General features: G+C 71.4%; 20 protein-coding genes. 8 read left to right on the top strand and 12 right to left on the bottom strand.

Features of this window, described 5'->3' with window-relative positions; all coding sequences use genetic code 11:
- The first annotated feature begins 120 nt into the window (after positions 1–120).
- The 4 genes from QOM21_RS34145 (at position 121) to QOM21_RS34130 (ending at position 3,912) form a co-directional block, all read left to right on the top strand.
- Complete coding sequence (locus QOM21_RS34145; RefSeq protein WP_407554925.1) at positions 121–1,155, top strand: aldo/keto reductase; 1,035 nt, start codon at positions 121–123, stop codon at positions 1,153–1,155.
- A 297-nt stretch (positions 1,156–1,452) separates the two neighbouring features.
- Entirely contained in the window at positions 1,453–2,154 is a 702-nt protein-coding gene (locus tag QOM21_RS34140) for a restriction endonuclease (protein WP_407554923.1), read from the top strand.
- Positions 2,155–2,372: 218 nt separating this feature from the next.
- Positions 2,373–2,585 carry a hypothetical protein gene (locus QOM21_RS34135; protein WP_407554921.1) on the top strand — a complete coding sequence of 71 codons (213 nt, stop codon included), beginning with the start codon at positions 2,373–2,375 and terminating at the stop codon, positions 2,583–2,585.
- A gap of 121 nt (positions 2,586–2,706) precedes the next feature.
- Complete coding sequence (locus tag QOM21_RS34130; protein WP_407554919.1) at positions 2,707–3,912, top strand: FUSC family protein; 1,206 nt, start codon at positions 2,707–2,709, stop codon at positions 3,910–3,912.
- A gap of 49 nt (positions 3,913–3,961) precedes the next feature.
- Here QOM21_RS34130 and QOM21_RS34125 read toward each other — a convergent pair whose 3' ends face one another.
- Entirely contained in the window at positions 3,962–4,783 is an 822-nt protein-coding gene (locus tag QOM21_RS34125) for a hypothetical protein (RefSeq protein WP_407554918.1), read from the bottom strand.
- 158 nt (positions 4,784–4,941) lie between these two features.
- Here QOM21_RS34125 and QOM21_RS34120 point away from each other — a divergent pair, with 158 nt between their 5' ends.
- Positions 4,942–5,451, top strand: a complete 510-nt coding sequence (locus QOM21_RS34120) for a MarR family winged helix-turn-helix transcriptional regulator (RefSeq protein WP_407554916.1) — start codon at positions 4,942–4,944, stop codon at positions 5,449–5,451.
- 19 nt (positions 5,452–5,470) lie between these two features.
- Here the strand turns inward: QOM21_RS34120 and QOM21_RS34115 are convergent, their stop codons facing one another.
- The 9 genes from QOM21_RS34115 to QOM21_RS34075 all read right to left on the bottom strand — a co-directional run bounded on the left by QOM21_RS34115 (position 5,471) and on the right by QOM21_RS34075 (position 14,570).
- The gene (locus QOM21_RS34115; protein ID WP_407554914.1) at positions 5,471–6,730 is read right to left on the bottom strand and encodes an amidohydrolase family protein; all 1,260 of its coding nucleotides are present in this window, start codon (positions 6,728–6,730) and stop codon (positions 5,471–5,473) included.
- The gene (locus QOM21_RS34110; protein ID WP_407554912.1) at positions 6,727–7,257 is read right to left on the bottom strand and encodes a nuclear transport factor 2 family protein; all 531 of its coding nucleotides are present in this window, start codon (positions 7,255–7,257) and stop codon (positions 6,727–6,729) included. Before QOM21_RS34110 ends, QOM21_RS34115 begins: the two co-directional genes overlap by 4 nt.
- Before the next feature lie 249 nt (positions 7,258–7,506).
- Positions 7,507–8,184 (bottom strand): O-methyltransferase, encoded by a 678-nt coding sequence (locus tag QOM21_RS34105; RefSeq protein WP_407554911.1) that lies wholly within the window; start codon positions 8,182–8,184, stop codon positions 7,507–7,509.
- On the bottom strand, positions 8,181–9,119 hold the full coding sequence (locus QOM21_RS34100; RefSeq protein WP_407554910.1) for a TauD/TfdA family dioxygenase: 939 nt from the start codon (positions 9,117–9,119) through the stop codon (positions 8,181–8,183). The genes QOM21_RS34105 and QOM21_RS34100 overlap by 4 nt, the downstream gene beginning before the upstream one ends.
- On the bottom strand, positions 9,116–10,684 hold the full coding sequence (locus QOM21_RS34095) for an AMP-binding protein (RefSeq protein ID WP_407554908.1): 1,569 nt from the start codon (positions 10,682–10,684) through the stop codon (positions 9,116–9,118). Before QOM21_RS34095 ends, QOM21_RS34100 begins: the two co-directional genes overlap by 4 nt.
- The gene (locus tag QOM21_RS34090) at positions 10,671–11,321 is read right to left on the bottom strand and encodes a thermostable hemolysin (protein WP_407554906.1); all 651 of its coding nucleotides are present in this window, start codon (positions 11,319–11,321) and stop codon (positions 10,671–10,673) included. The genes QOM21_RS34095 and QOM21_RS34090 overlap by 14 nt, the downstream gene beginning before the upstream one ends.
- Before the next feature lie 31 nt (positions 11,322–11,352).
- Positions 11,353–12,357: a methyltransferase gene (locus QOM21_RS34085; RefSeq protein ID WP_407554904.1), complete on the bottom strand. Its 1,005-nt coding sequence runs from the start codon at positions 12,355–12,357 to the stop codon at positions 11,353–11,355.
- Positions 12,358–12,481: 124 nt separating this feature from the next.
- A complete protein-coding gene (locus QOM21_RS34080; protein WP_407554902.1) occupies positions 12,482–13,912 on the bottom strand; it encodes an amidase in 1,431 nt (476 codons plus the stop codon).
- A 46-nt stretch (positions 13,913–13,958) separates the two neighbouring features.
- Positions 13,959–14,570: a flavodoxin family protein gene (locus tag QOM21_RS34075; RefSeq protein ID WP_407554900.1), complete on the bottom strand. Its 612-nt coding sequence runs from the start codon at positions 14,568–14,570 to the stop codon at positions 13,959–13,961.
- Between the two features lie 1,261 nt (positions 14,571–15,831).
- On the opposite strand from QOM21_RS34075, the gene QOM21_RS34070 reads away from it, so the two are divergent.
- Positions 15,832–16,428, top strand: coding sequence for a transglycosylase family protein (locus QOM21_RS34070; RefSeq protein WP_407554898.1), 597 nt, complete (start codon positions 15,832–15,834; stop codon positions 16,426–16,428).
- 182 nt (positions 16,429–16,610) lie between these two features.
- On the opposite strand, the gene QOM21_RS34065 is transcribed toward QOM21_RS34070, so the two are convergent.
- Positions 16,611–16,868 carry a hypothetical protein gene (locus QOM21_RS34065; RefSeq protein WP_407554897.1) on the bottom strand — a complete coding sequence of 86 codons (258 nt, stop codon included), beginning with the start codon at positions 16,866–16,868 and terminating at the stop codon, positions 16,611–16,613.
- A 222-nt stretch (positions 16,869–17,090) separates the two neighbouring features.
- On the opposite strand from QOM21_RS34065, the gene QOM21_RS34060 reads away from it, so the two are divergent.
- Together QOM21_RS34060 and QOM21_RS34055 are read left to right on the top strand one after the other, a co-directional pair.
- Positions 17,091–17,549 carry an RrF2 family transcriptional regulator gene (locus tag QOM21_RS34060; RefSeq protein ID WP_407554895.1) on the top strand — a complete coding sequence of 153 codons (459 nt, stop codon included), beginning with the start codon at positions 17,091–17,093 and terminating at the stop codon, positions 17,547–17,549.
- Positions 17,550–17,897: 348 nt separating this feature from the next.
- Positions 17,898–19,157 (top strand): acyl-CoA dehydrogenase, encoded by a 1,260-nt coding sequence (locus QOM21_RS34055; protein ID WP_407554893.1) that lies wholly within the window; start codon positions 17,898–17,900, stop codon positions 19,155–19,157.
- A gap of 152 nt (positions 19,158–19,309) precedes the next feature.
- Here the strand turns inward: QOM21_RS34055 and QOM21_RS34050 are convergent, their stop codons facing one another.
- The gene (locus tag QOM21_RS34050; RefSeq protein ID WP_407554891.1) at positions 19,310–19,546 is read right to left on the bottom strand and encodes a chaplin; all 237 of its coding nucleotides are present in this window, start codon (positions 19,544–19,546) and stop codon (positions 19,310–19,312) included.
- Positions 19,547–19,730: the final 184 nt, after the last annotated feature.

The following is a 19,730-nucleotide window of genomic DNA, read 5'->3' as shown; positions in this document are numbered from 1 at the left end:
GCTGAATCCATCCTCTTTCTTCTATTGGACGGATGACGGTCGTCCGCGACAGTCTGAGGACCGCGCGGGCCGGTCGGCCCGCGGGATCCCGATGCGCGTTGCCGACAAGGAGAAACAACCGTGGAGTACCGCACTTTGGGCCGGAGCGGATGCAGTGTCTCGACGCTCGCGCTCGGCACCATGACGTTCGGCAACGAGACCGACGAGAAGGGCGCGCACGCGCAACTCGACCGGTTCGTCGAGGCGGGCGGCACCTTCATCGACACCGCCGATGTGTACAGCGCGGGGGTGTCCGAGGAGATCGTCGGCCGGTGGCTGGCCGGCGCCTCCGCCGAGGTACGCGACCAGGTCGTCCTCGCGTCCAAGGGGCGCTTCCCGATGGGCGGCGGCCCCAACGACGTCGGTCTGTCGCGCCGCCACCTCGATCGTGCGCTGGACGCCTCGTTGCGCAGGCTCGGCGTCGAGACGATCGACCTCTACCAGGTCCACTCCTGGGACCCGCTCACGCCCGTCGAGGAGACCCTGGGCTTCCTCGACGACGCCGTGCGCCGAGGCAAGATCCATTACGTCGGGCTGTCCAACTTCACCGGCTGGCAGATCCAGAAGACCGTGGATGTCGCCGACTTCCGCGGGCTGGCCCGTCCGGTGACGCTCCAGCCGCAGTACAGCCTGCTGTCCCGGGAGATCGAGTGGGAGATCACTCCGGCCTGCGCCTCCGAGGGGCTCGGGCTGCTGCCGTGGAGCCCGCTCGGCGGCGGCTGGCTGACCGGCAAGTACCGGCGCGACGAGCGGCCGAGCGGGGCGACCCGGCTCGGCGAGAACCCTGAGCGCGGTGTGGAGGCGTACGACCGGCGAGGGCGCGTGGAGCGCACCTGGGCTGTGGTGGACGAGGTGCGGACGCTGGCCGAGGAGCGCGGCGTCTCGATGGCGCAGATCGCCCTGGCCTGGGTGGCCGACCGCCCCACCGTGACCTCGGTGATCCTCGGCGCGCGCACGATCGAGCAGCTGACGGACAATCTGGCCGCTGCCGGGCTGCATCTGTCCGAGGAGGAGCGGGCCCGGCTGGACAAGGTCAGTGACCCGGGCGCGGCGGACTACCCGTACGGCGGGCCGGGCCGGGACCAGCGCAGCCGCAGGATTGACGGCGGTCGCTGATCCGCGCGGTGCGGGGCGGCAGTTGTACGGCGGTCCGGGAGCGCCTCCCCGGCCGCCACGCGGCGTCCGGGCCGACTGGAGGCCGTAGCCCGGCTCCGGACCGGACTCCCCCGCCCTGCCTGACGGCCCTGCCCGCACCGGCAGGCTGATGGACTTCGGTGGTGAACCGGCGAGTTGTGGGCACACGCCCTAAACGATCTTCGACTCGCCGCAAGGAGACAGCCGTCCATGGTCACACCCATACGCCGTTCACACCTCGCGACCACCCGCCGCGGGAATCGCCGCCCCCCTTTCAGCATGCGGAGGTTGACGTTCTCCTTCGGCATCGTCGTGATCGGCGTCATCGGTGTCGGCCTGCTGCTCAGAGCTGCTGTCGAAGGGTCAGAAGTGCGCCCGGGAGCGCTCGTTCTGATCGGGGTGGTGGCGGTCGCGACCGCCCTGGCCTACGTCAGGCTCAAGGGGCGCGGCGCCCGGACCTCCGCCGCGCCGTCGGACGCCACCCGGCCGGTGGCACCGGAGGAGCCGGGCATGGCCGCGCCACCGGGCGCCGTTGCGGAACCGGCGCCGGTTGAGCCGGTTGAGCCCGTCGAGGACGCGCCCGCGCAGGTCGATGAGATCGAGGACTACGCGAGCATGGACGGCGACCGGTTCGAGGACGCGGTGGCCCGCCTCTGCGAGCGCGCCGGGTGCGAGGACATCAGCGTGGTCGGCGGCGCCAACGATCTGGGCGCCGACATCGTCGCGACGACTCCCGACGGACGCGTTCTGGTCATCCAGTGCAAGCGCTACACCGACAGCAACAAGGTCGGCTCGCAGGAGGTACAACGCTTCGGCGGGACCTGCTTCGCCGTCCATCAGGCCGAGATCGCGGTGGTCATCACCACCAGCGCCTTCACGGAACCGGCGGCCGAGTACGCCGACCGGTGCGGAATTCTCTGCTTCGATCACGACGACCTCACGGCTTGGGCCTCCGGTGTCGGGCCGGCCCCCTGGCAGTAGGCGCCCGGCAGCGAGCGCTCCCCCGCCGTGGCAATCCGCCGGCCCTTCCGGCTGCGGTCATCCGGGCTGGATACCGTGGCCGGCTGCGAAGAGACCAGCAGCCCCGTCGGCTCGCGGTGGGCGACACGACCCGGCTCTGGTCGGTGCGCCACAGGCACCCCGAATGCCGCGAGGTCCTCAGCCTTCATCATCCTCAATCCAGGACGACCCTGCGCCTCGTGTCCGCCGCGGGCCCCGGTCGGCTGATCCCCGACGGCTACCTGCACACCGGCGCGGTCGCCAACGCACTCGGTGACGTACTCAACCTCCGCGAGCCGGGAGTCGTCCGCAGGTTCCTCGACGAGGCGGTCGCGCGCGGCGTCCTGCCCACCTCCCGTACGGAGACGGAGATCGACGGCCGGCCGCCGTTCGATGCCCTGGCCGGACGCTGACCGCCTCCCGCCGGAGAAGCCGCGCCATCGCGACCCGCCCAGCCCGGGGACGGCCGGCGGCGCACGGGTGGTCCGGCCGCGGAATTCGCCTGCGGGACGCAGGAGCGGGAAGGGACCAGAGGTGCCTGAAGTCACCGACCCTCTGCTGGATCTCGTGCGGCGGCACCGGGAGCCGGTGGTCGCCCAGACGATCCGGTCGACCGTAGCCGCCGTCATCGCCTATGTCGTCGCCCTGGTGCTGAGCAGCCAACCGGCGCCACTGACCGCGCCGCTGACCGCGCTGATCGTCGTCCAGGTCACCCTGTTCGCGACCCTCACCACCAGCATGCGCCGGGTGAACGCGGTGGTGGTGGGCGTGATCATCGCCATCGGCTTCAGCTCCATGGTCGGCCTGAGCTGGTGGAGCCTGGGCCTGACCATCCTCGCCTCCCTGGTGATCGGCCGCTTCGTACGGGCCGGTGAATTCGTCCCGGAGGTGGCGATCAGCGCCATGCTGGTGCTGGGTGTGGCACGGGTGACCGAGACCGCCTTGGACCGGGTGCTGGAGACACTGATCGGCGCGGTCGTCGGGCTCCTCTTCAATGTGCTGTTCGTGCCCCCGGTATGGGTCCAGCCCGCCAGTGAGGCCATCGAGGGTCTCGCGGGCCGGATGCGGGGCCTGCTGATGTCCCTCAGCGAGGAGGTACACGGCCACACCTCCGTGGCGGAGGCCGCCGAGCGGCTGCACGAGGCCCGCCGGCTGGACCACGACATCGTGCAGGTGGACGCGGCCCTCCGGCGGGCCGAGGAGAGCCTCCGCCTGAATCCCCGCGTCAAGGAGGGCATGCTCTCCCGCGTGGTGCTGCGGACGGGCCTGGACACTCTGGAAATCGCCGCGGTGGTGCTGCGTACGCTGACCCGCACCCTGACCGACCTCGCCAGGGCGCGGACCGAGGAGCCCCTGTTCGCTCCCGAGATCGCCGCCGGCCTGAGCGAACTGTTCGTCCACATGTCCCGTTCGATCGAGAGCTTCGCGGTACTGATCACCAGTCAGGTCAGCGCCAGCGCCGAGGAGGCGGAGGAGCAGCTGGTCAGGGAGCTGGACGCAAGTCTGGGCAGTCGCGAGGTCGTCGCGCATCTGCTGCTCGACGGCGTGCAGGAGCATCCGCGTCAGTGGCAGCTGCACGGCGCGCTGCTGGCCGAGATCGACCGGATCCTCGACGAGCTGGAAGTGGAGAAGAGGTCCACGCGGCTGGTGGAGGAGTTGGACCGGCAGTCCCGCGAGCAACGGGAGAAGTATCCGCTGGTGGACAAGCTCCGGGGGCGGCTGCGCCTCGGCCGGGAGTAGGCCCGCCCGTCCCGAAGCCGGGCCCGCGGGCCTACGAAGCGCTGCCCGGTCAGCTGTCCTGACGGGCGAAGGTGCGGTCGAGGAAGCCGTCGAGGCTACGCCGCGCCGTGTCGCCGTGCGGTCCGGCGAAGATCTCCGCCGCGTGGAGCGTGCCGGGCAGGACCTTCACCTCCGCCTCGGGGAAGCCCTTGGCGACCTGCCGCAGGCGGTCCTCGTCGGCGAGCGGGTCGTCAACGGTCCCCAGGAGAAGGAGTTCACCGTCGTAGGACGCGCCCTCTCCCGAGGTGTAGCCACCCAGCGAGGCGAGCGGGCTGATGCCGGCGACGCCGGCCGGGCGGGCGGTGCCGCCATCGCCGCCGGTGCGATCGGTCAGCATGCCGAGCATGAGTGTGCCGCCCATGCAGCCGCCCACCCACGCGACCCGCTCGGCCCCTCGGGAGCGCAGCAGCCGCGTCGCGTCGGTCACCGTCCGGCGACGGTCGGTGCCCCAGTCGAAGGTGGTGACGCGGTAGCCCGCCGCGGCGAGCCGCTTCGCCTCCGCGGCCCACTCACAGGCGTCGCCCCAGGAGATGGGTGCGAAGGCGACGCCGCGCGGACCGGAGCCCAGGGTGACGAGGCGTCCGTCGCCGGAAGCGCCCGGCAGGTGGTACGCGGCGGCGCCCCGGACGCCGCGGAAGCAGGACGGCAGGGGGGCCTTCGCGGCACTGAACTCCGGCATATCGGCTGCCCCTTCCTCGGCGGAGCGCCGGATTTCGGCCACCTCGCCCTGCTTCGGCGCCTCGACCGCCTCACCGCCCGCGCAGGCGGTGAGACCGGCCAGAGCCAGGACCACACCCATTGCCCACGCACGTCTCGACTTCGGCATCACCATGAGGTAAATATACCTGGAAAGCATTCCAGAAAGCTATAGGGAAAGCTTTTACGGTGTCCACGCCTGATGAACACATGGTCTCCCCAGGTCAGCCCATGCCTATCCGGAAGGTGAGATACCTTTGAACTGAGCTATCGGAAGAGGAAAGGCGGTTCACAGTGGAGCCCGACCACGTAGACGAGATCATCTCGGCGTGGGGGACCGAACTGCCGGAAATCGCCGGTCTCCCTCTGGAACTCGCCAAGCGGTCCGCGCTCCTCGTGTCCGCCTTCGACGTCGCCGCCGGTGCCGAGCTGGAAAAGCTCGGTCTCACCCAGGCCGAATACGGAGTGCTTGCCACCCTGCGCCGGATCGGTGCCCCGTACCGCCTGAAGCCGACCGATCTCACGCACGCCCTGCTGTTGTCCTCCGGCGGCACGAGCAATGTCATCAAGCGCCTGGTGGCCGCCGGTTACGTGTCCCGCGCGGCGGCCGAGGACGATGCCCGCAGCAGCTGGGTGCAGTTGACCCCGAGCGGGGTGGAGACCGCCGAGACGGCGGTCCGCGCCACCACCGCCGTGCACGCCCGGCTCGTGGAGCGCATTCCGGAGCGGACCGCCAAGGCCCTCAGCGAGCAGTTGCGCATCGCCCTGGCCGCCATCGAGGACGGCGTGCTGATCCGCCGCTGAGGCGACAGCACGCGCGGCGTCAGCGGCCGGGCGACCTGCCGCGCAGCTCCTCCGCGCGCGCCAGGAGCCGGGGCAGTCCGGCGTACGACAGGCGCCCCGCTCGCTTGACGATCCGTCCCGCGACCAGCACGGTGTCGACGTCCGCCCGGTCCATCGCCGAGACGACGGCCGCGGTGGCGTCATGGAGCGGCGCCACTCCTGGCCGGTCGGCGCGCAGCACCAGCAGATCGGCCTGCTTGCCCGGGGTGAGGGAGCCGATGAGGTCCGCCATACCCAGCGCCTCCGCGCCGCCGACGGTCGCGAACTCCAGGACCTCCCGGGCGGTGAGCAACGGCGCGTCGGGGCCGGCGTGGCCCTGCAGGGCAGCGAACCTGCCGACCTGGAAGGCGGCCCGCATCTGCGTGAACATGTCGCTCGGCGCGGCGACTTCGACGTCCACGCTGAGACTCGGCCGCAGGCCGGCGGCCGTCGCCGCGGCGAACGGGGGCAGCCCATGGCCCATGGTCATCTCGATGGCGGGCGCGATCGACAGGGCCCCACCGCTGTCACGGATCAGGGCCAGTTCGCCCGCGTCCAGTCCCGTGCCGTGGATGAACACCGTGCCGGGGCGCAGGACCCCGAGGCGGCTCAGCCGGGTGACCGGGCGGCCGCCTCTGACGTGCAGGGCGCCCGGCAGGTCCAGTTCGCGGGCCAGTGCCCAGCTGCGCGAGGTGGCTTCGTCGCCGCCGCTCTCCGCGTTGAGGGCCATGGTGATCAGACCGTCCTTGGAGTTCAGGCGGTCCGTTCGCACGCGCCGGGCGTCCTGCGCCGAGCCGTGTCCGTAGGCGAAGACGGTGCGCAGGCCGGACTCCGTCAGGGCGTCCAGCAGCGCGTCGGTGTATTCCTCGGTCGGCTTGGCGACGTTGGAGATGTCCTGGACGGTGGTGACCCCCGCGTCCAGGGCGCCGAGCGCGCTCAGCAGGTTCCCGAGGTGGAGGTCCTCCGCGGTGAGCCGGGGCGCGAGGGTGTGCAGCACGGTCGCGAAATACTCGTCGAGGGTCTGATCGGCGCCGCTGCCGCGCAGCGCGGCCTGCCACATGTGGCGGTGGGTGTCGATGAAGCCGGGCAGCACGACGCAGCCGTGCGCGTCGATCACCTCTCCCACGCCGGTGGCTTCGATCCCCGGACGCACCTCGGTGATCCGGCCGTCCTCCACCAGGATGTCGGCGGTGGGCAGTTCGCCGAGGGCCGGGTCCATGGTGAGGACTCGGCCACCGGCAACGAGCGTACGAACGGTCATGCGGCGGTGCCCCAGCCCTGGGGCGGCTCCAGGCGCCCCATCTGGAGGTTCCAGTACTCCGTGTTGCGGCGGCAGCGGCCGTCGGGCGCGAAGAGCAGGATGTTGGTCTCCAGGAAGGTGACCCAGTGGTCGCCGTCGGGATTGATGGCGGGGGCCCGCAGGGTGACCCAGAGTTCGACGGCCGCGCGGTCGCCGGTGACGACCGGGGTGCCGTGACGGCCGGTCATCTTGCTCTGGCCCGCGGTGATCTCGCGCCAGTAGCGCCCGATGGCGGCGCGGCCGCGGAAGGTCTGCTCGGGCACGCCGGGGACCGCCTCGTAGACGGCGCCGGGGGTGAACAGCTGGACGGCCACCTTGTCGTTCTTGGTACGCCATGCCTCCAGATAGGCATCGGTCCAGCTGGACACGTCGGCGACGGTGAGCCGGCCGGTCCGCTCCGTGGCGCGGGCGGCCGGTGCCACTGCCGCCAACGGCAGCGCGGCGAAGCCGGCTCGGAGCAGGGTCCGGCGGTGGGTGCGGGAGGTCATGGGTCTTCAGTGGCCTTTCCGTAGGGGTATCCGGGCCTGTTCGGGTGCCGAACAGGCCCAGGAGCACGGCTGCGGTGTCGGGTGGTGGTCGGTGTCTGTGGTCCGGGGCCCGCGGCCTGGCGGCGCGAGGGCTGTTGGCGCGCGGCCGGGTGGCACCCGGACGCCCCTCCGGCCAGGGCCGGATGTCCGGGCGCCCGGTCGGAGCGGGGCCTCCCTGTCAGCATCCTTCCGCGTCGTCGCCGTTCCGCCTCACGGGGCTTGCCGGAGGCGGAGGGAGAGTTCGATGCCGTCGCCCAGCGAAAGCGGCTGGGACAGATAGCCACCCCCAGGGGCGCGGACGTGGTCGATGAACTCGCCGGGCAGCATGGGCAGGTTGTCGGACACGACCATCGCGCCGGTGCGCAGGGCCGGTTCGAGCACCGTGAGGACCGGCAGGTAGAGCTCCTTCCACCCGTCGAGCAGCAGCAGATCGATCGGTGCCGGCAGCGTCGCCAGCTGTTCACGGGCGTCGCCGGTCCTGATGTCGGCGTACGCGGACAGGCCCGCGCGCTCCAGATGCTCTCGGGCCCGGTCGGCCTTGCCTGGGTGCAGCTCCGAGCCGATGACGCGACCGCCGCCGTTGTCGCGCAGTGCCGCGGCCGCGTACAGCGTCGAGGCGCCGAACGAGGTGCCGAACTCGACGACGAGGGCCGGCCGCAGACTCCGTACGAGTTGATAGAGGAAGACGCCGACCTGGGGGTGCACCGGCAGGGCCGCCTGCGCGCACAGTTCGGCGGCCTGCTCCGCGGTGGGCGGCTGCGGCCAGTCGGCAGCGGTGGCGTACGCCCGCTTCATCACGTCCGGGTCGGTGGACTCGGCGGTGCGCGCGATCTCGTCCAGGACCGCGGCGACCCGTGCGTCACCGAGACCGGTGGTCGCGGTGGTCATGCCTGGGCCCGCCCTTCCCACGCCGCGGTCAGCAGGTCGGGTTCGAGGTAGCTCTGGGCGTTGTAGATCGTCCGGTCGGTGTCGAGGATCTCGCGGCGGCCGTGCATCACCCGCGTGTTGTCGATCAGCGCGACATCGCCGTCCTGCCAGTCGATCTCCTCGGTCAGCTCGGCGGTGAGCTTGCGGAACTCGCTGAACAGCTCCTCGGGGATCTCCGTGCCGTCGGCGAAGGTGATGCGCGGGGCCTCGTAGTTGTAGGAGGGGCCGAAGACGCTGTTGGCCCACGACAGGCGGGTGCCGAAGAGCGTGGGGTGGGCGGCGCCGGTGCGGTACGCGTAGTGGATGGAGCCGTCGTCGTTCAGCTGAAGGGTGGTGGAGATGCCGCCCACCAGCCCGCGGAGGTCGTCGAAGGTGACGTCGGCGATGTCCTTGCGGCCCTCCGTCTGGTGGCAGACGAGCGCCTTCCACTTGGCCTCCTCCACCCTGCGGCTGTACATGATGTCCTTGGTCCCGAAGACCTCGCGGGCGGTGTCGCTCGCGGCGTCCCACACCCGGTAGCCGTCGCAGACGGTGGTCTGCGAGCCCCGGGAGGCCGCCTTCTCGCAGAGGAACCAGGTGAGGTCGGGGCCGAACGGGCTGTTGCCGTTCTCCAGGTGGAGGCCGACGGCGGTGGTGCCGGCGTCCACCTTCTGCGCGACCTCGCCGCCGTGGAAGGAGCGTGCGGGGTCGAGGGTTATCCGGCTGGAGTGGGCCTTCACGAAGGAGGTGAACTCCTCCAGGTCGGCGTGGAAGCCGCGGAAGAGCAGGAATCCCGCGTCGGCGAGCAGCGTGGTGACCCAGGCCGGCTCCAGTGCGCCGAGGGAACTGGCCCCGGCGGGCAGAACGAGCCGGCCGGTGGCGGCGCCGTAGGGCTGGACGTCAGCGATCGTGGTCATGCGTCTGCTGCTCCTTCGTGGGTGTAGAGCGTTCCTTGGGACAGGGCGGAGAGAACTGCTGCCCGCACCGGGCGGCCGGTGACGGTGAAGAACCTGCGGTAGAGGCGGTCGTCGGCGACGGCGATATGCGGCACGGCCACCCGCTCCACCTCGGAGAGATGCTGTTCGCCGAACTCCTTGACGGCCGCCTCGGCCACCGCGAGGTCGGTCGACTCCTCGACGAGGAAGAGGCCGTGCAGGGCGGTGAGTCCGTCGCCCACGACGGCGACCGCGCGTACGAACGGGAGTTGTGCGTACTGCGCCTCGACCCACTCCGGGGCGATGTTGCGCCCTGCCGCGGTGATGATGACGTTCTTCTTGCGTCCGGTGATGGTGATGAACCCCTCCGCGTCGAGACGTGCCAGGTCACCGGTGCGCAGCCAGCCGTCGGCGTCGAGGATGAGGCTGGAGGGATCGTCGCGGGTGTAGCCGGCGAACAGCGAGGTGCTGTTGACGAGGAGTTCACCGTCGTCGGCGGTCCGTACCCGGACGTGCGGCAGCGGGCGGCCGACGGTGCCGATGCGGCGCGCGCCCGGGGTGTTCCAGCTGACCACCGAGCTGTTCTCGGACAGGCCGTATCCCTCGTGGACGGGCAGGCCGTGGTCGTCCAGACGGCGCAGCAGATCGGGGTGCACGGGCGCTCCGCCGCAGCAGAGGAGCGGCGCGGCGGGCGTGCCGAAGAGAGCCGGGGCCACCGCGCGTCCACGGCCGGCGGCCTCGTCCGCGGCAATCGCGAAGGCGTCGACCAGCGCCGGCGTGGCGACCATGGCGGTGGGCCGGGCGGCCGTCACATACGGCAGGGCGTCGGTGGCCGCGGCCGCCGCTGTGCCGACCAGGGCCTTGCCGGGCGGCAGTTGGACCAGCGTCCCGCCGTCGAGCAGCACCATGTACAGGCCGGTGACCTGCTCGATCAGCAGGCTCAGCGGGACGACGGAGAGGTAGCGGGCGAAGGCGCCTCGGGGCATCACCGCGCGCAGCGATCCCAGCAGTTCGTCCAGCGCCCGTGCCCTGATCCGTACCCCCTTGGGACGCGAGGTGGTCCCGGAGGTGTGGATGACCTTGCATTCCCAGCCCGCGTGCCCCGGCCCGGCCGGCGCCAGGGGCGCCGTCGGAACGGGGGTGTCCGTGGACAGCGCGAGCACCTCGCAGTCGGGGCGCAGGACGCGGCCTCGTCCCCACTGCGACAGGCGCGCCTCACCGGCCGCGTCCACCACGCACAGGTCGGTTTCCGCCAGCAGCCCGGCGGCCTGCTCGGCCGAGAAGGCGAGCGGTACCGGCACCTCGACCGCGCGTGCGACGAGCAACGCGAGGTCGGCGATGACGAATTCGGGGGTGTTGCCGCAGACCACGCCGACGCGCAGCGGACGGCCGTAGCCCTGGCCGAACCGTGCGACGAGCTCCGCCGCCCGGCGCGTCACCTCCTGGTAGCTGTAGACCCTCGCCGGGGCGCCGTCCTCCCCCAGGACCTCGATGAGCGGGCGCCGCGACTCGGCGTGTTCGGCCAGGCTCTGCTCAATGACCCGCATGCGTGGCCACCCCCATGGCGCTGATGCTCAGTTGCAGGTCGGTGACGGAGTAGCGCCCGGTGGCGTCGGAGAACAGCCGGTCCAGGGCGTTGAGTGCGATGACGCCGACCTGCGGATCCTGGTCGTAGTAGGAGCCCCACTGCGCCGCCTCGGCGGGCGTCAGCCGGCGCGGGTCGGCGGGCCCGAACGGTGTGAAGCAGATACCGGTCCTGCCCAGCGTCGTGATCAGGCTCTTGGTGGCGGTGCACAGGATGTATTCCATGCCCAGGCACCAGGCGATGATCGGGGTGGCCCGGATCAGTTCCCGGCCGACCGAGGCGCGGCGCGTGGCCAGTGCCCCCACCTCCACCACCCGCCTGCGGTCGACCTCGGCCCCGAGGTGGGCCGTGACGGCGGCCTCGACGGTGAGGTCGAGGTACCGCTCGGAGAACAAGGGCTGGTCCCCGCCGAAGGTGAGCCCTGCGCAGGCCAGTGGTGCGCAGGGCTCCTCCGTCCCGCCGCGGGCCGGGCGGGCGACGATGAACGAGTCGGGCCGGGGCGCCACATCGGCGCCGTATGCCTGGGCGTACACCTCGCGCGCGAGGTCCGCGGCCGCCAGCCATGAGCTGGTCGACCGGTGTGCCAGATCGATCTGCACGGTGATTCCCCCCCTTCCGCGGCTGTCGGCTCTACTTGGTGCCGACGACCAAAGAGACGGATGAGGGGAGCGCGATGCGCTCGACGCTCGCCATGCCCGCGCCGGTGAGCCACCCGGAGATCTCGGGCAGACTGTAGGTGCGGTCGCCGGAGCAGGCGTACATGGCCAGCGAGAACGCCGCGTTGTGCTCGTCGAGCTGTTCGCCGCGCACGTCCTCCAGGACCACGAGCTTGCCGCCGGGACGCAGCGCCTTGACGGCCCGAGCGACCAGGTCGCGGTTCTCCTCGTCGGTGTGGTTGTGCACGATCTCGAAGAGGAACACCACGTCGTATCCGGTGCCCAGGTCGCCGCTGAGGAAGCTGCCGCGCTGGAGGGCGATGCGGTCGGACAGGCCGGCCTTCTCGATCGCGGAGCCGGTGTCGGCGAGCGCCTCGGGCAGGTCGAGGATGGTGGCGGAGAGGTCGGGGTGGCGCTCGCACATGGCCATGGAGTGCAGTCCGTGCGAGCCGCCCAGGTCGAGGAGGCGGCGGGCCCCTTCCGGCAGCGGCACGGCGTCGACGATGGACTGCACGGTCAGACGCGACTTGACGCGCATGTACGCGGAGAATTCGCGTCCGGCCTCGGGGTTGTCGGCCCAGCGGTCCCACAGGGACTGGGCGGGCTTGCCGTCCCGTACGGCCTGCGGAAGCTCCCACATGACGTTGGTGAGTTCGTACGCCCACATCAGGGCCGGGGTGAAGTCGTATTCGGCGTTCTTGCTCAGCCAGCGCTCGGCGAGCGGGCCGTTGCCGTACCGCCCGTCCTGGAGGGTGAGCCAGCCCAGGACGGCGACGACGTCGGCGACCGCTCGGGTGCCGTCGGTGCTCGCCTCGATCGCCTCGGCCAGCTCGTCGAGGGTCATCGGGCCGCCCTCCTCCAAGGTCGTGAAGATGCCGAGCTTGGCGGCGGTGGTCAGCGCGGCGTATCGGATGGTGGAGCCGATCACCTCGTCGATCGGGTTGCCCGCCAGCTCGGCATCGGTAGTGGTCTTGAACATGGCTGATCTCCTCGGAGAGTGGGCAGAGGGCGGCCGCGCAGGACGCGGCGGCCCGTGATGACCCGTGCTCGCGGAGCGCCGCGGGCACGGTGAAGGTGGTCAGACGCGCGGACGTGCAGGTGCCTCAGCCCGCTGGGGCCGGGGGGAGCCGGTGCGCCCAGGGGCGGGCCCGCTCCAACTGCGCCGCGAGGGCGAGCAGGGTGTGTTCGTCGCCGTACCGGCCGGTGAACTGCACACCGACGGGCAGGCCGGCCGGATCGCGGTGGAGTGGTACGGACATGGCGGGCTGGCCCGTGAGATTGGCGAAGGGCGTCTCGTGGGCGAAGCCCAGCGCACGGTCGAGCTGCTGCTCTGCGGTGCCGTGGGCGAACGCGCCCAGGGCGGGCGCGGGGCGGGACGTGACGGCGGACAGCAGCACGTCGTACCGCTCGTGGAAGCCGGCGATGCTTCGTGCTGTGCGCTGGAGATGGCCGATGGCGAGGAGGTAGCCGGCGGCGCCGAGCGTTCGTCCCCGCTCATGGAGCCACCAGGTCAGCTCTTCCACGCTGTCGGCGTCGGGTCTGCGCCCCGCGACGGCGCTCTGTGCCGTGAGGGCACTGGAGACACCGGCCGCCCAGACGTCGAGGAACGCCGCGGCGACATCGGACATCACCGGGCCCGGCGCGTCCTCGGTCACCTCGTGTCCGAGCTCGGCGCAGAGCCGGGCGGCGTCCTCGACGGCCTGTACGCAGACGGGGTCGAGGGGTTCGGTGCCGGGCCGGGTGGTGTAGGCGACGCGCAGGGTGCGCGGCGGTGCCGCCAGGGCGTCACGGAACGGCCCGGGCGGCGCCGGCGCCGGATACGGGTCCCCCACCGCCGGACCGGAGATGAGGTCGAGCACTGCCGCGCTGTCCCGTACCGAGCGGCTGACGACGTGTTCGCTCGCCAGACCGTTCATGAGGTCCCCGACGTCCGGTCCGAGCGGGGTGCGCGCCCGGGTCGGCTTCAGTCCGAACACCCCGCAGCAGGAAGCCGGGATGCGGATGGAGCCGCCCGCGTCGTTGGCATGGGCGACCGGCACCAGTCCGGCGGCGACGGCGGCCGCGGCACCACCACTGGAGCCGCCGGCGGAACGGGTGAGGTCCCACGGGTTCCTGGTGGGGCCGTGGTGCAGCGGCTCGGTCGTGGGCAGCACTCCGAACTCCGCGGAGTTGGAACGCCCGAGAATCGCCAGCCCGGCGGCCTTGAAGCGCTCCACCAAGGTGCTGTCGCGAGCCGGGACGTGGCCGGCGAGGAGCCGGGAGCCCTGTGTGGACTCCAGCCCCGCGCAGCCCGCACCCAGGTCCTTGAGCAGGAACGGCGCCGCGGCCAGCGGCCCCATCGGAGCGTGTTGTCCGGCCGCCCGCTTCAGGGCCGCCTCATAGTCGGTGATAGGCACCGCGTTGACCGTGGGCCGAGCCGCCTCGATGCGGGCGATCGCCGCTTCGAGCAGTTCTTCCCGGCTCACGGCGCCACTGCGGACCAACTCGGACTGCGCGTGCGCGTCCAGCAGCGCCAAGTCCTGCCGGCTGTTCATTTCGGGTCCCCCCCGTCCGAAACGCCTCAGGTGATACCGCCGCAGGTCAGCCGGCGACCTCCTCGAAGTCGACCGCCGCGCGGCCGGCCTTCTGGACGTGGGCGGTCTCGGCGATGCGGCGGCCGAGGACCTCGGCGGTGCGCAGGTCGCTGGGCCCGGGGGTGACGTCGGGGCCCTCGTCGTTGTTCGACTGGGACATCGCACCGAGCCAGCTCCCGAGCCGGTTGATGTCCTCCGGGCTGCCCGCTGAGGTGTTCCATCCGCCGTACTCCGCGAGGCCGACCCAGATCATGCCGTGCTGGGCGGCGAACAGCGCGATGTCGATGAGCGAGTTGAGCTTGTCCCCCGCCATGTTGCCGCTGTTGGTGAAGCCGCCGGCGATCTTGTTCTTCCAGCGCATGTTGTCGCCCCAGACCTGGCTGGTGGCCTCGACGAAGGTGCGGAAGACGGCGCTGCTGCCACCCATGTAGGTCGGCGTGCCGAAGATGATGGCGTCGGACTCCTGGAGGACGTCCCACAGTTCGTCGTTCAGCTCGGCGAGGGAGACCAGACGCACCTGGGTGTCGGGCACCTTCTCCGCGCCGGCCGCGACGGCCGCCGCCTGCTTTGCGGTGTGGCCGTATCCACTGTGGTACGCCACCGCAACCTTGATCTGCATGCTTCTCCCCCACCGGAGTGACCGCTCGATTGTTTAGCTTTCACTAAAGCTGTCCTGAAAGCTTTAGGCGTTGGTCACGCTATCCATCCCCGGACATCCAAGGCAAGCGCCTCCGGCCAACCCCCTGAAAAGAACAGGTAAAACCGCTGGCCGGACCGCATCACGCCGCGTCCGCGACACCCTCGCCCCCGCGTGTCGCAACGCGCGTCACGTCCACCAGGGCCACAGCGGCCCGCCCCCTCGGCGCCGCCGGGTGAAATCGGGCGCCACGGCACACTTCCTGACGAGACCAGCGCACCGCTGCCCACAGATTTGATTAACCGTCAAATCCCTTTCAGGACAGGGCACTTCACTGCGAACGCAGCTTGCCGCGAACGGCGCCCCCGTACCGAGTGCACGCCCCACGACCGCGCGAGCAGGCGGCAGGCGGCAGGCGGCAGGCGGCAGGCGGCAGGCGGCAGGCGGCAGCATCGTGAGTCGACAGCCCGACCTCGCAACCGACGAACTTGCCTGTGAACAGGACCCGTTGCCGGCGGTGGGGCCGGACGCCCGGGGCGCTCTGCCCGCTCCTGCTCCGGCTCGCCCCACGCCGAGCCGGCCGTTCGTGCGAAGGCGCCCGGAACCAGGCCCTCGGCGACGTAGGTCCGCTCTACGGCGTTCCCGGTGCGCCGGTTGCACACCGCGACCGGCCCCGCGCCCTCGAAGCGCGCCCTGCTCGCATCGGGGCACACCACCGCGTCGGGCCCGTACACCTGCTCAGAGGGCCGAAACCCCCCGAACGGCTCGGCCCGTTGCGCCGCACCGCGACCGTGCGCGGTGCATGGGGACCCCCGCAGCGCGTGTGCACCGACCCCGGCGGATGCGCCCTCACAGACGCCCCCGAAGCGGGCAGACAGCAAAGGCGCCCGGGGCTGTCGTACCTCCGTCCCCGGGCATGCGCCCCTCCTCGGCGGACCGGCACGCGCTGCGCCAATATCGCCGTTGTGCCGGCGTCAAGGTGACAGGCCGGGCTTCGAAGGCGCTACTGCGCGCTCTGCCGGTGCGAAGTCCGTGCGTGGTTGTCTCCTACTCGTCACATTCCTGCTGTCGGGCGGAAATCACGGGCGACATGCAATTACGACCGCACGGAACCGCGAAGGCAGCGATTTCGAACAGCCACCGCAGCACAGCGGGGCAATCGACGGGAGCAGAGCACATGGGATTTCCTCAGGTATCGCAAACGACCGCGCGTAGCGAATTCCGGGGCCTCGGGGCCCGGGGCGTGACGGCGGCGGCGGTCCTGTTGGCGGCCGGCACGCTCAACCTGGCAGCCGAGGGGACGGCCGAGGCCGGGAGCGGTGGGACGTGGGACCGCCTGGCCGGATGCGAGAGCGGAGGAAACTGGCACATCGACACGGGGAACGGCTTCTCCGGCGGGCTGCAGTTCACCGACTCCACCTGGCGCTCCTTCGGTGGCGGCGCGTACGCGTCACAGGCGTCGCACGCGACCCGGGCGCAGCAGATCCAGGTGGCGCAACGAGTGCTGGCCCGGCAGGGCTGGGGCGCCTGGCCCGCCTGCTCGAACTCGTTGGGACTCAACGCGGCGACCGGCGGCGGTACGCCCCGCCGGACCGCGACCGCGCCGGACCGCGACCGTGTGCGGCGCCCGCTGCCCCAGAAGCAGTACAAGGCACAGCCCCGCCCGGCCCGCGGCGGCACGGTCGTCGTCAATTCCGGGGACACGGTGAGTGGAATCGCCTATGCCCACGGTCTTGGCTGGCGGAGTTTCTATCGGCTGAATCGTGAGGTGATCGGCGCCAACCCGAATCTCATTCATCCGGGAATGCGACTGGCCGTACGACATTCCGGCGCCGGCTGACAGTTATCCGGACACCCGGAATCGACATCGCCCGCCCGCTCGGGAATTCCACGGTTCTCCGGGTCGGCGGGGCCGGGGAGGGACACTCCCAGGAGGGGAAGGCAGGCCGCCCGCGGATTCGCGGGCGGCCTGCCTCGCGTGACGCCCCGCCATATCCGAGGCGTGCGCCCCGGCCACGGCGTCTACTCCCCCCGCTGTCGCTCCTGACGCACCAGGGCGTTGGCCACCTTCTCCGGGTCCTGGAGGTCGCCGAGCGCCACTCCTTCCGTTTCGGGATTGAGGACGTCGTGCAGCTCCGGGCCGCTGTCCTTCTCCCCCTCCATGACCTCGAGATGGCGGGTCAGGCAGGCCACCTGCTCATCCCTGGGGCGGCTCTCCAGCCAGGCCCTGTTCTCCGGGGTGAGCAGGTCCAGAAAGCCATCGATCGCGTCATCGGCCACGTCGCTTCTTCTCTCTTCAATGAGGCCCTGGTGGGATTCGCCGCTCACACGGCCGGGACCGGTACGGGCGGACGCGGCCGGCGCCCCAGGTCTCAGGGCGGGCGGACGGCCCACAGCCTGCTCCCACCGGCTGCCGCACGCGAGGCAACTCGCCGCAGCTCCTCGGCTCGCGACCGGCAGGCCGGGCGGCGGGCGGCCGGCGAGGTACGGGATAATGCGACCATGCGGATCTCAGCCAGAGCGGACTATGCGGTGCGTGCCGCACTGCAACTCGCCGCTGCCCGGGAGGCCGAGCCGCTCAAGGCCGAGGCCATCGCCGACGCCCAGGACATTCCTCACAAGTTTCTCGAAGGCATCCTCAACGACATGCGCCGGGGCGGCCTCGTGGTCAGCCAGCGCGGCGGCAACGGCGGCTACCGGCTGGCCAAGCCAGCGGAGTCCATCAGCATCGCGGACGTCGTCCGGATCGTGGACGGCCCCCTGGTGTCGGTACGCGGAGTCAGGCCGCCGGAGCTGTCCTACACCGGACCGGCCGAATCGCTGCTGCCGCTCTGGGTCGCGCTACGGGCCAATGTGCGCCAGATCCTTGAGGGCGTGTCACTTGCCGACGTCGCTTCGGCCGAGCTGCCCGTACGGGTGTCCGACCTGGCCGAGGACCCCGCTTCCTGGACGAACCCCTAGGCCCTGCCCATGAGGTCCCGCGCGGCCCGCGCATCGCGCGCGCCGGGGTCGGGTCCGGATTCCGAGATCGGCTCGTCCACGCCTTGAGCACCCTCTTGATCGAACCGGCGCACCGGAGCATCATCATTCCCTACTAATCCAGTGGGAAAACTAGGGAATCCGTGAGGTGGTCGTGAGAGCGCGCATCCTTTCCGCCCCCGAGTTCAGCGGACCGTCCGCCGCGTCCGCAACGGCCCGGAACGACCGCCGGCAACTCTCCGCGTGTCCCACCGCCGCCTCCCACCCCGCCCGGAGCCGCTTCGGCATCCCCCGGCGCCAGACACACCCGACAGGATGGTGACCGGCGCCATGCCGAAGCAGCCGACAGTCCCGACCAGCTCCGCCCCGGCCGACCGACCGGCCGACGAAGAGGTCTGGCCGCGCGTCACGCGGGAAGTGGCGGACGATCTCGCCGCCGACGCGCTCGCCCGGGACCGGGCCGGCAAGCCCCCCTTCGACGAGATCTCCCGCCTGCGCGAAGCCGGTCTGCCGTCCCTGCTGATGCCGCCGGGCCCGTCCCCGCACGGCAGCGACTGGCGCACGGCCTGTGCGGTCATCCGAGAGATCGCCACCGCCGACAGCTCCGTCGGCGAACTCCTGGGCCGCCACTACGTGCTGTCGTGGAGCGCCCGCTTCTTCAGCCCTCCGGAGCAGGCCGCCCGTCTCGAACTGCGGTCGGGGGCCGAGCAGTGGCTGTGGGGAGGCGACACCGCCGTCCTGGAGACGGAGGCCGGGCCCGACCTCACCTTGGCGCCGACCGACAACGGGTATGTCCTCAACGGGCGGCGGGCCTTCGCGACCGGTGTGGCCGTCACCGACCGGCTGGCCCTCGCCGCGGTGTGCACCGACACAGGTGAACCGCTCCTCGTCGTCGTGGACCCCGCGCACCCAGGTGTGCTGGCCGAACCGGCGAACGACCGTCTCGGACAGCGCCTGGCGGGGGCCGGCAGCATCGACTTCGACAACGTCCCGGTGCACGCGGATCAGATCCTCGGGTCCGTCCCACGTGATGAACACGCCATCTCGCCGTTCGCCTCGCTCGCGCCGCTGGCACACCGACTCGTCCTCCTGCACGTGGAGCTCGGCATCGCCGAGGGCGCGCTGGCCGAGGCGCGGGACATCAACCGCATCGCACCGCGCAGCTGGCCGCGCGTGAACGCGGAGCACGGCGACTACCCGGACCGGCCGGGAGGTGATCCGTATCTGCTCCTCGCCTACGGAGAGCTGGTGACGGCCGCTCACACCGCGGCCGCGGTGGTCGAGCGGGCGACGGAGGCGCTCACGCGGGGCTTGCTCGCGGGGCGGGCGCTGGGCATCGACGCGCGTGCCGACATCGCCGTGCTGGTCGCCGCTGCGGAGGCGGTGACCAACAGGTCCGTCATGCACATCACGACGCGCATCCTCGAACTCACCGACGGCGCCGGCTCCGCTGCCGAGGGCCCGGGCTTCGACAGGTTCTGGCGCAACGCGCGCGTCCTGACGGCGCGAGGCTCTGCTTCCCACAGCCTTCGCGACATCGGCGATCACTACCTCAACGGCATGCATCCCGCCTTGACCCTGCACGCCTGACGACCGCTCTCGATAGGCGGACGGCCCGACGGCGCAAGGCGGCGCCCCGCCACCCGGGGCGGGGACGGGGCGCCCATGCAGCGCCTGAGCTGCTGCGGTCAGCCTGCGGTGGTGCTGTGACACCGTTGTCGCGGCACTACCGTGACGTCGAGTTACCTATTGACGCACTTGTTGCCGAACGCCGGGTTCAGTGCCCCGAAGAAGTTGACGGAGTTACCGCAGACATTGATCGGAATGTGGAACGGAATCTGGATCACATTGCCCGAGAGGAATCCCGGTGACCTCTTGGCGCTGCCGTGGCCTCCGGAGTCGGCGGCGGCGCCGCCGGCACCACCGAGGATCAGGCCGGCGGCCAGGCCGGTGGCCGCGACAGCGGTACGGATACGCATATGTGGTCTCCCATCGATGGGGTGGATTGGCCAGCTAATCCGACAACAGGTCGGATGCGCCGGTCGCCAATTGACCCACCCGTGGGCGCGGCGGCAGGACGGCCGACCGTCGGATCGATAACCGCTCGGCCATCGGCGGGCGGCCACGCCTCCGGTCCGTGGGCGGCCCGCCGCTGTTCGCACG

Origin of the sequence: Streptomyces sp. Pv4-95, from assembly GCF_045782725.1 — a bacterium.
In the GTDB taxonomy this organism is placed as follows: domain Bacteria; phylum Actinomycetota; class Actinomycetes; order Streptomycetales; family Streptomycetaceae; genus Streptomyces.
Note: the sequence above shows the minus strand (reverse complement) of the source record. Positions and strands in the feature narration are given on the sequence as shown.

Bases quoted from the DNA above. Each gene is read 5' to 3' on its own strand.
- QOM21_RS34125 (WP_407554918.1), bottom strand. From the start codon at position 4,783: ATGGTGATGCCGAAGTCGAGACGTGCGTGGGCAATGGGTGTGGTCCTG.
- QOM21_RS34055 (WP_407554893.1), top strand. From the start codon at position 17,898: ATGCCGAAGCAGCCGACAGTCCCGACCAGCTCCGCCCCGGCCGACCGA.
- QOM21_RS34075 (WP_407554900.1), bottom strand. From the start codon at position 14,570: ATGCAGATCAAGGTTGCGGTGGCGTACCACAGTGGATACGGCCACACC.
- QOM21_RS34105 (WP_407554911.1), bottom strand. From the start codon at position 8,184: ATGACCACCGCGACCACCGGTCTCGGTGACGCACGGGTCGCCGCGGTC.
- QOM21_RS34100 (WP_407554910.1), bottom strand. From the start codon at position 9,119: ATGACCACGATCGCTGACGTCCAGCCCTACGGCGCCGCCACCGGCCGG.
- QOM21_RS34050 (WP_407554891.1), bottom strand. From the start codon at position 19,546: ATGCGTATCCGTACCGCTGTCGCGGCCACCGGCCTGGCCGCCGGCCTG.
- QOM21_RS34080 (WP_407554902.1), bottom strand. From the start codon at position 13,912: ATGAACAGCCGGCAGGACTTGGCGCTGCTGGACGCGCACGCGCAGTCC.
- QOM21_RS34060 (WP_407554895.1), top strand. From the start codon at position 17,091: ATGCGGATCTCAGCCAGAGCGGACTATGCGGTGCGTGCCGCACTGCAA.
- QOM21_RS34095 (WP_407554908.1), bottom strand. From the start codon at position 10,684: ATGCGGGTCATTGAGCAGAGCCTGGCCGAACACGCCGAGTCGCGGCGC.
- QOM21_RS34140 (WP_407554923.1), top strand. From the start codon at position 1,453: ATGCGGAGGTTGACGTTCTCCTTCGGCATCGTCGTGATCGGCGTCATC.
- QOM21_RS34110 (WP_407554912.1), bottom strand. From the start codon at position 7,257: ATGACCTCCCGCACCCACCGCCGGACCCTGCTCCGAGCCGGCTTCGCC.
- QOM21_RS34115 (WP_407554914.1), bottom strand. From the start codon at position 6,730: ATGACCGTTCGTACGCTCGTTGCCGGTGGCCGAGTCCTCACCATGGAC.
- QOM21_RS34085 (WP_407554904.1), bottom strand. From the start codon at position 12,357: ATGTTCAAGACCACTACCGATGCCGAGCTGGCGGGCAACCCGATCGAC.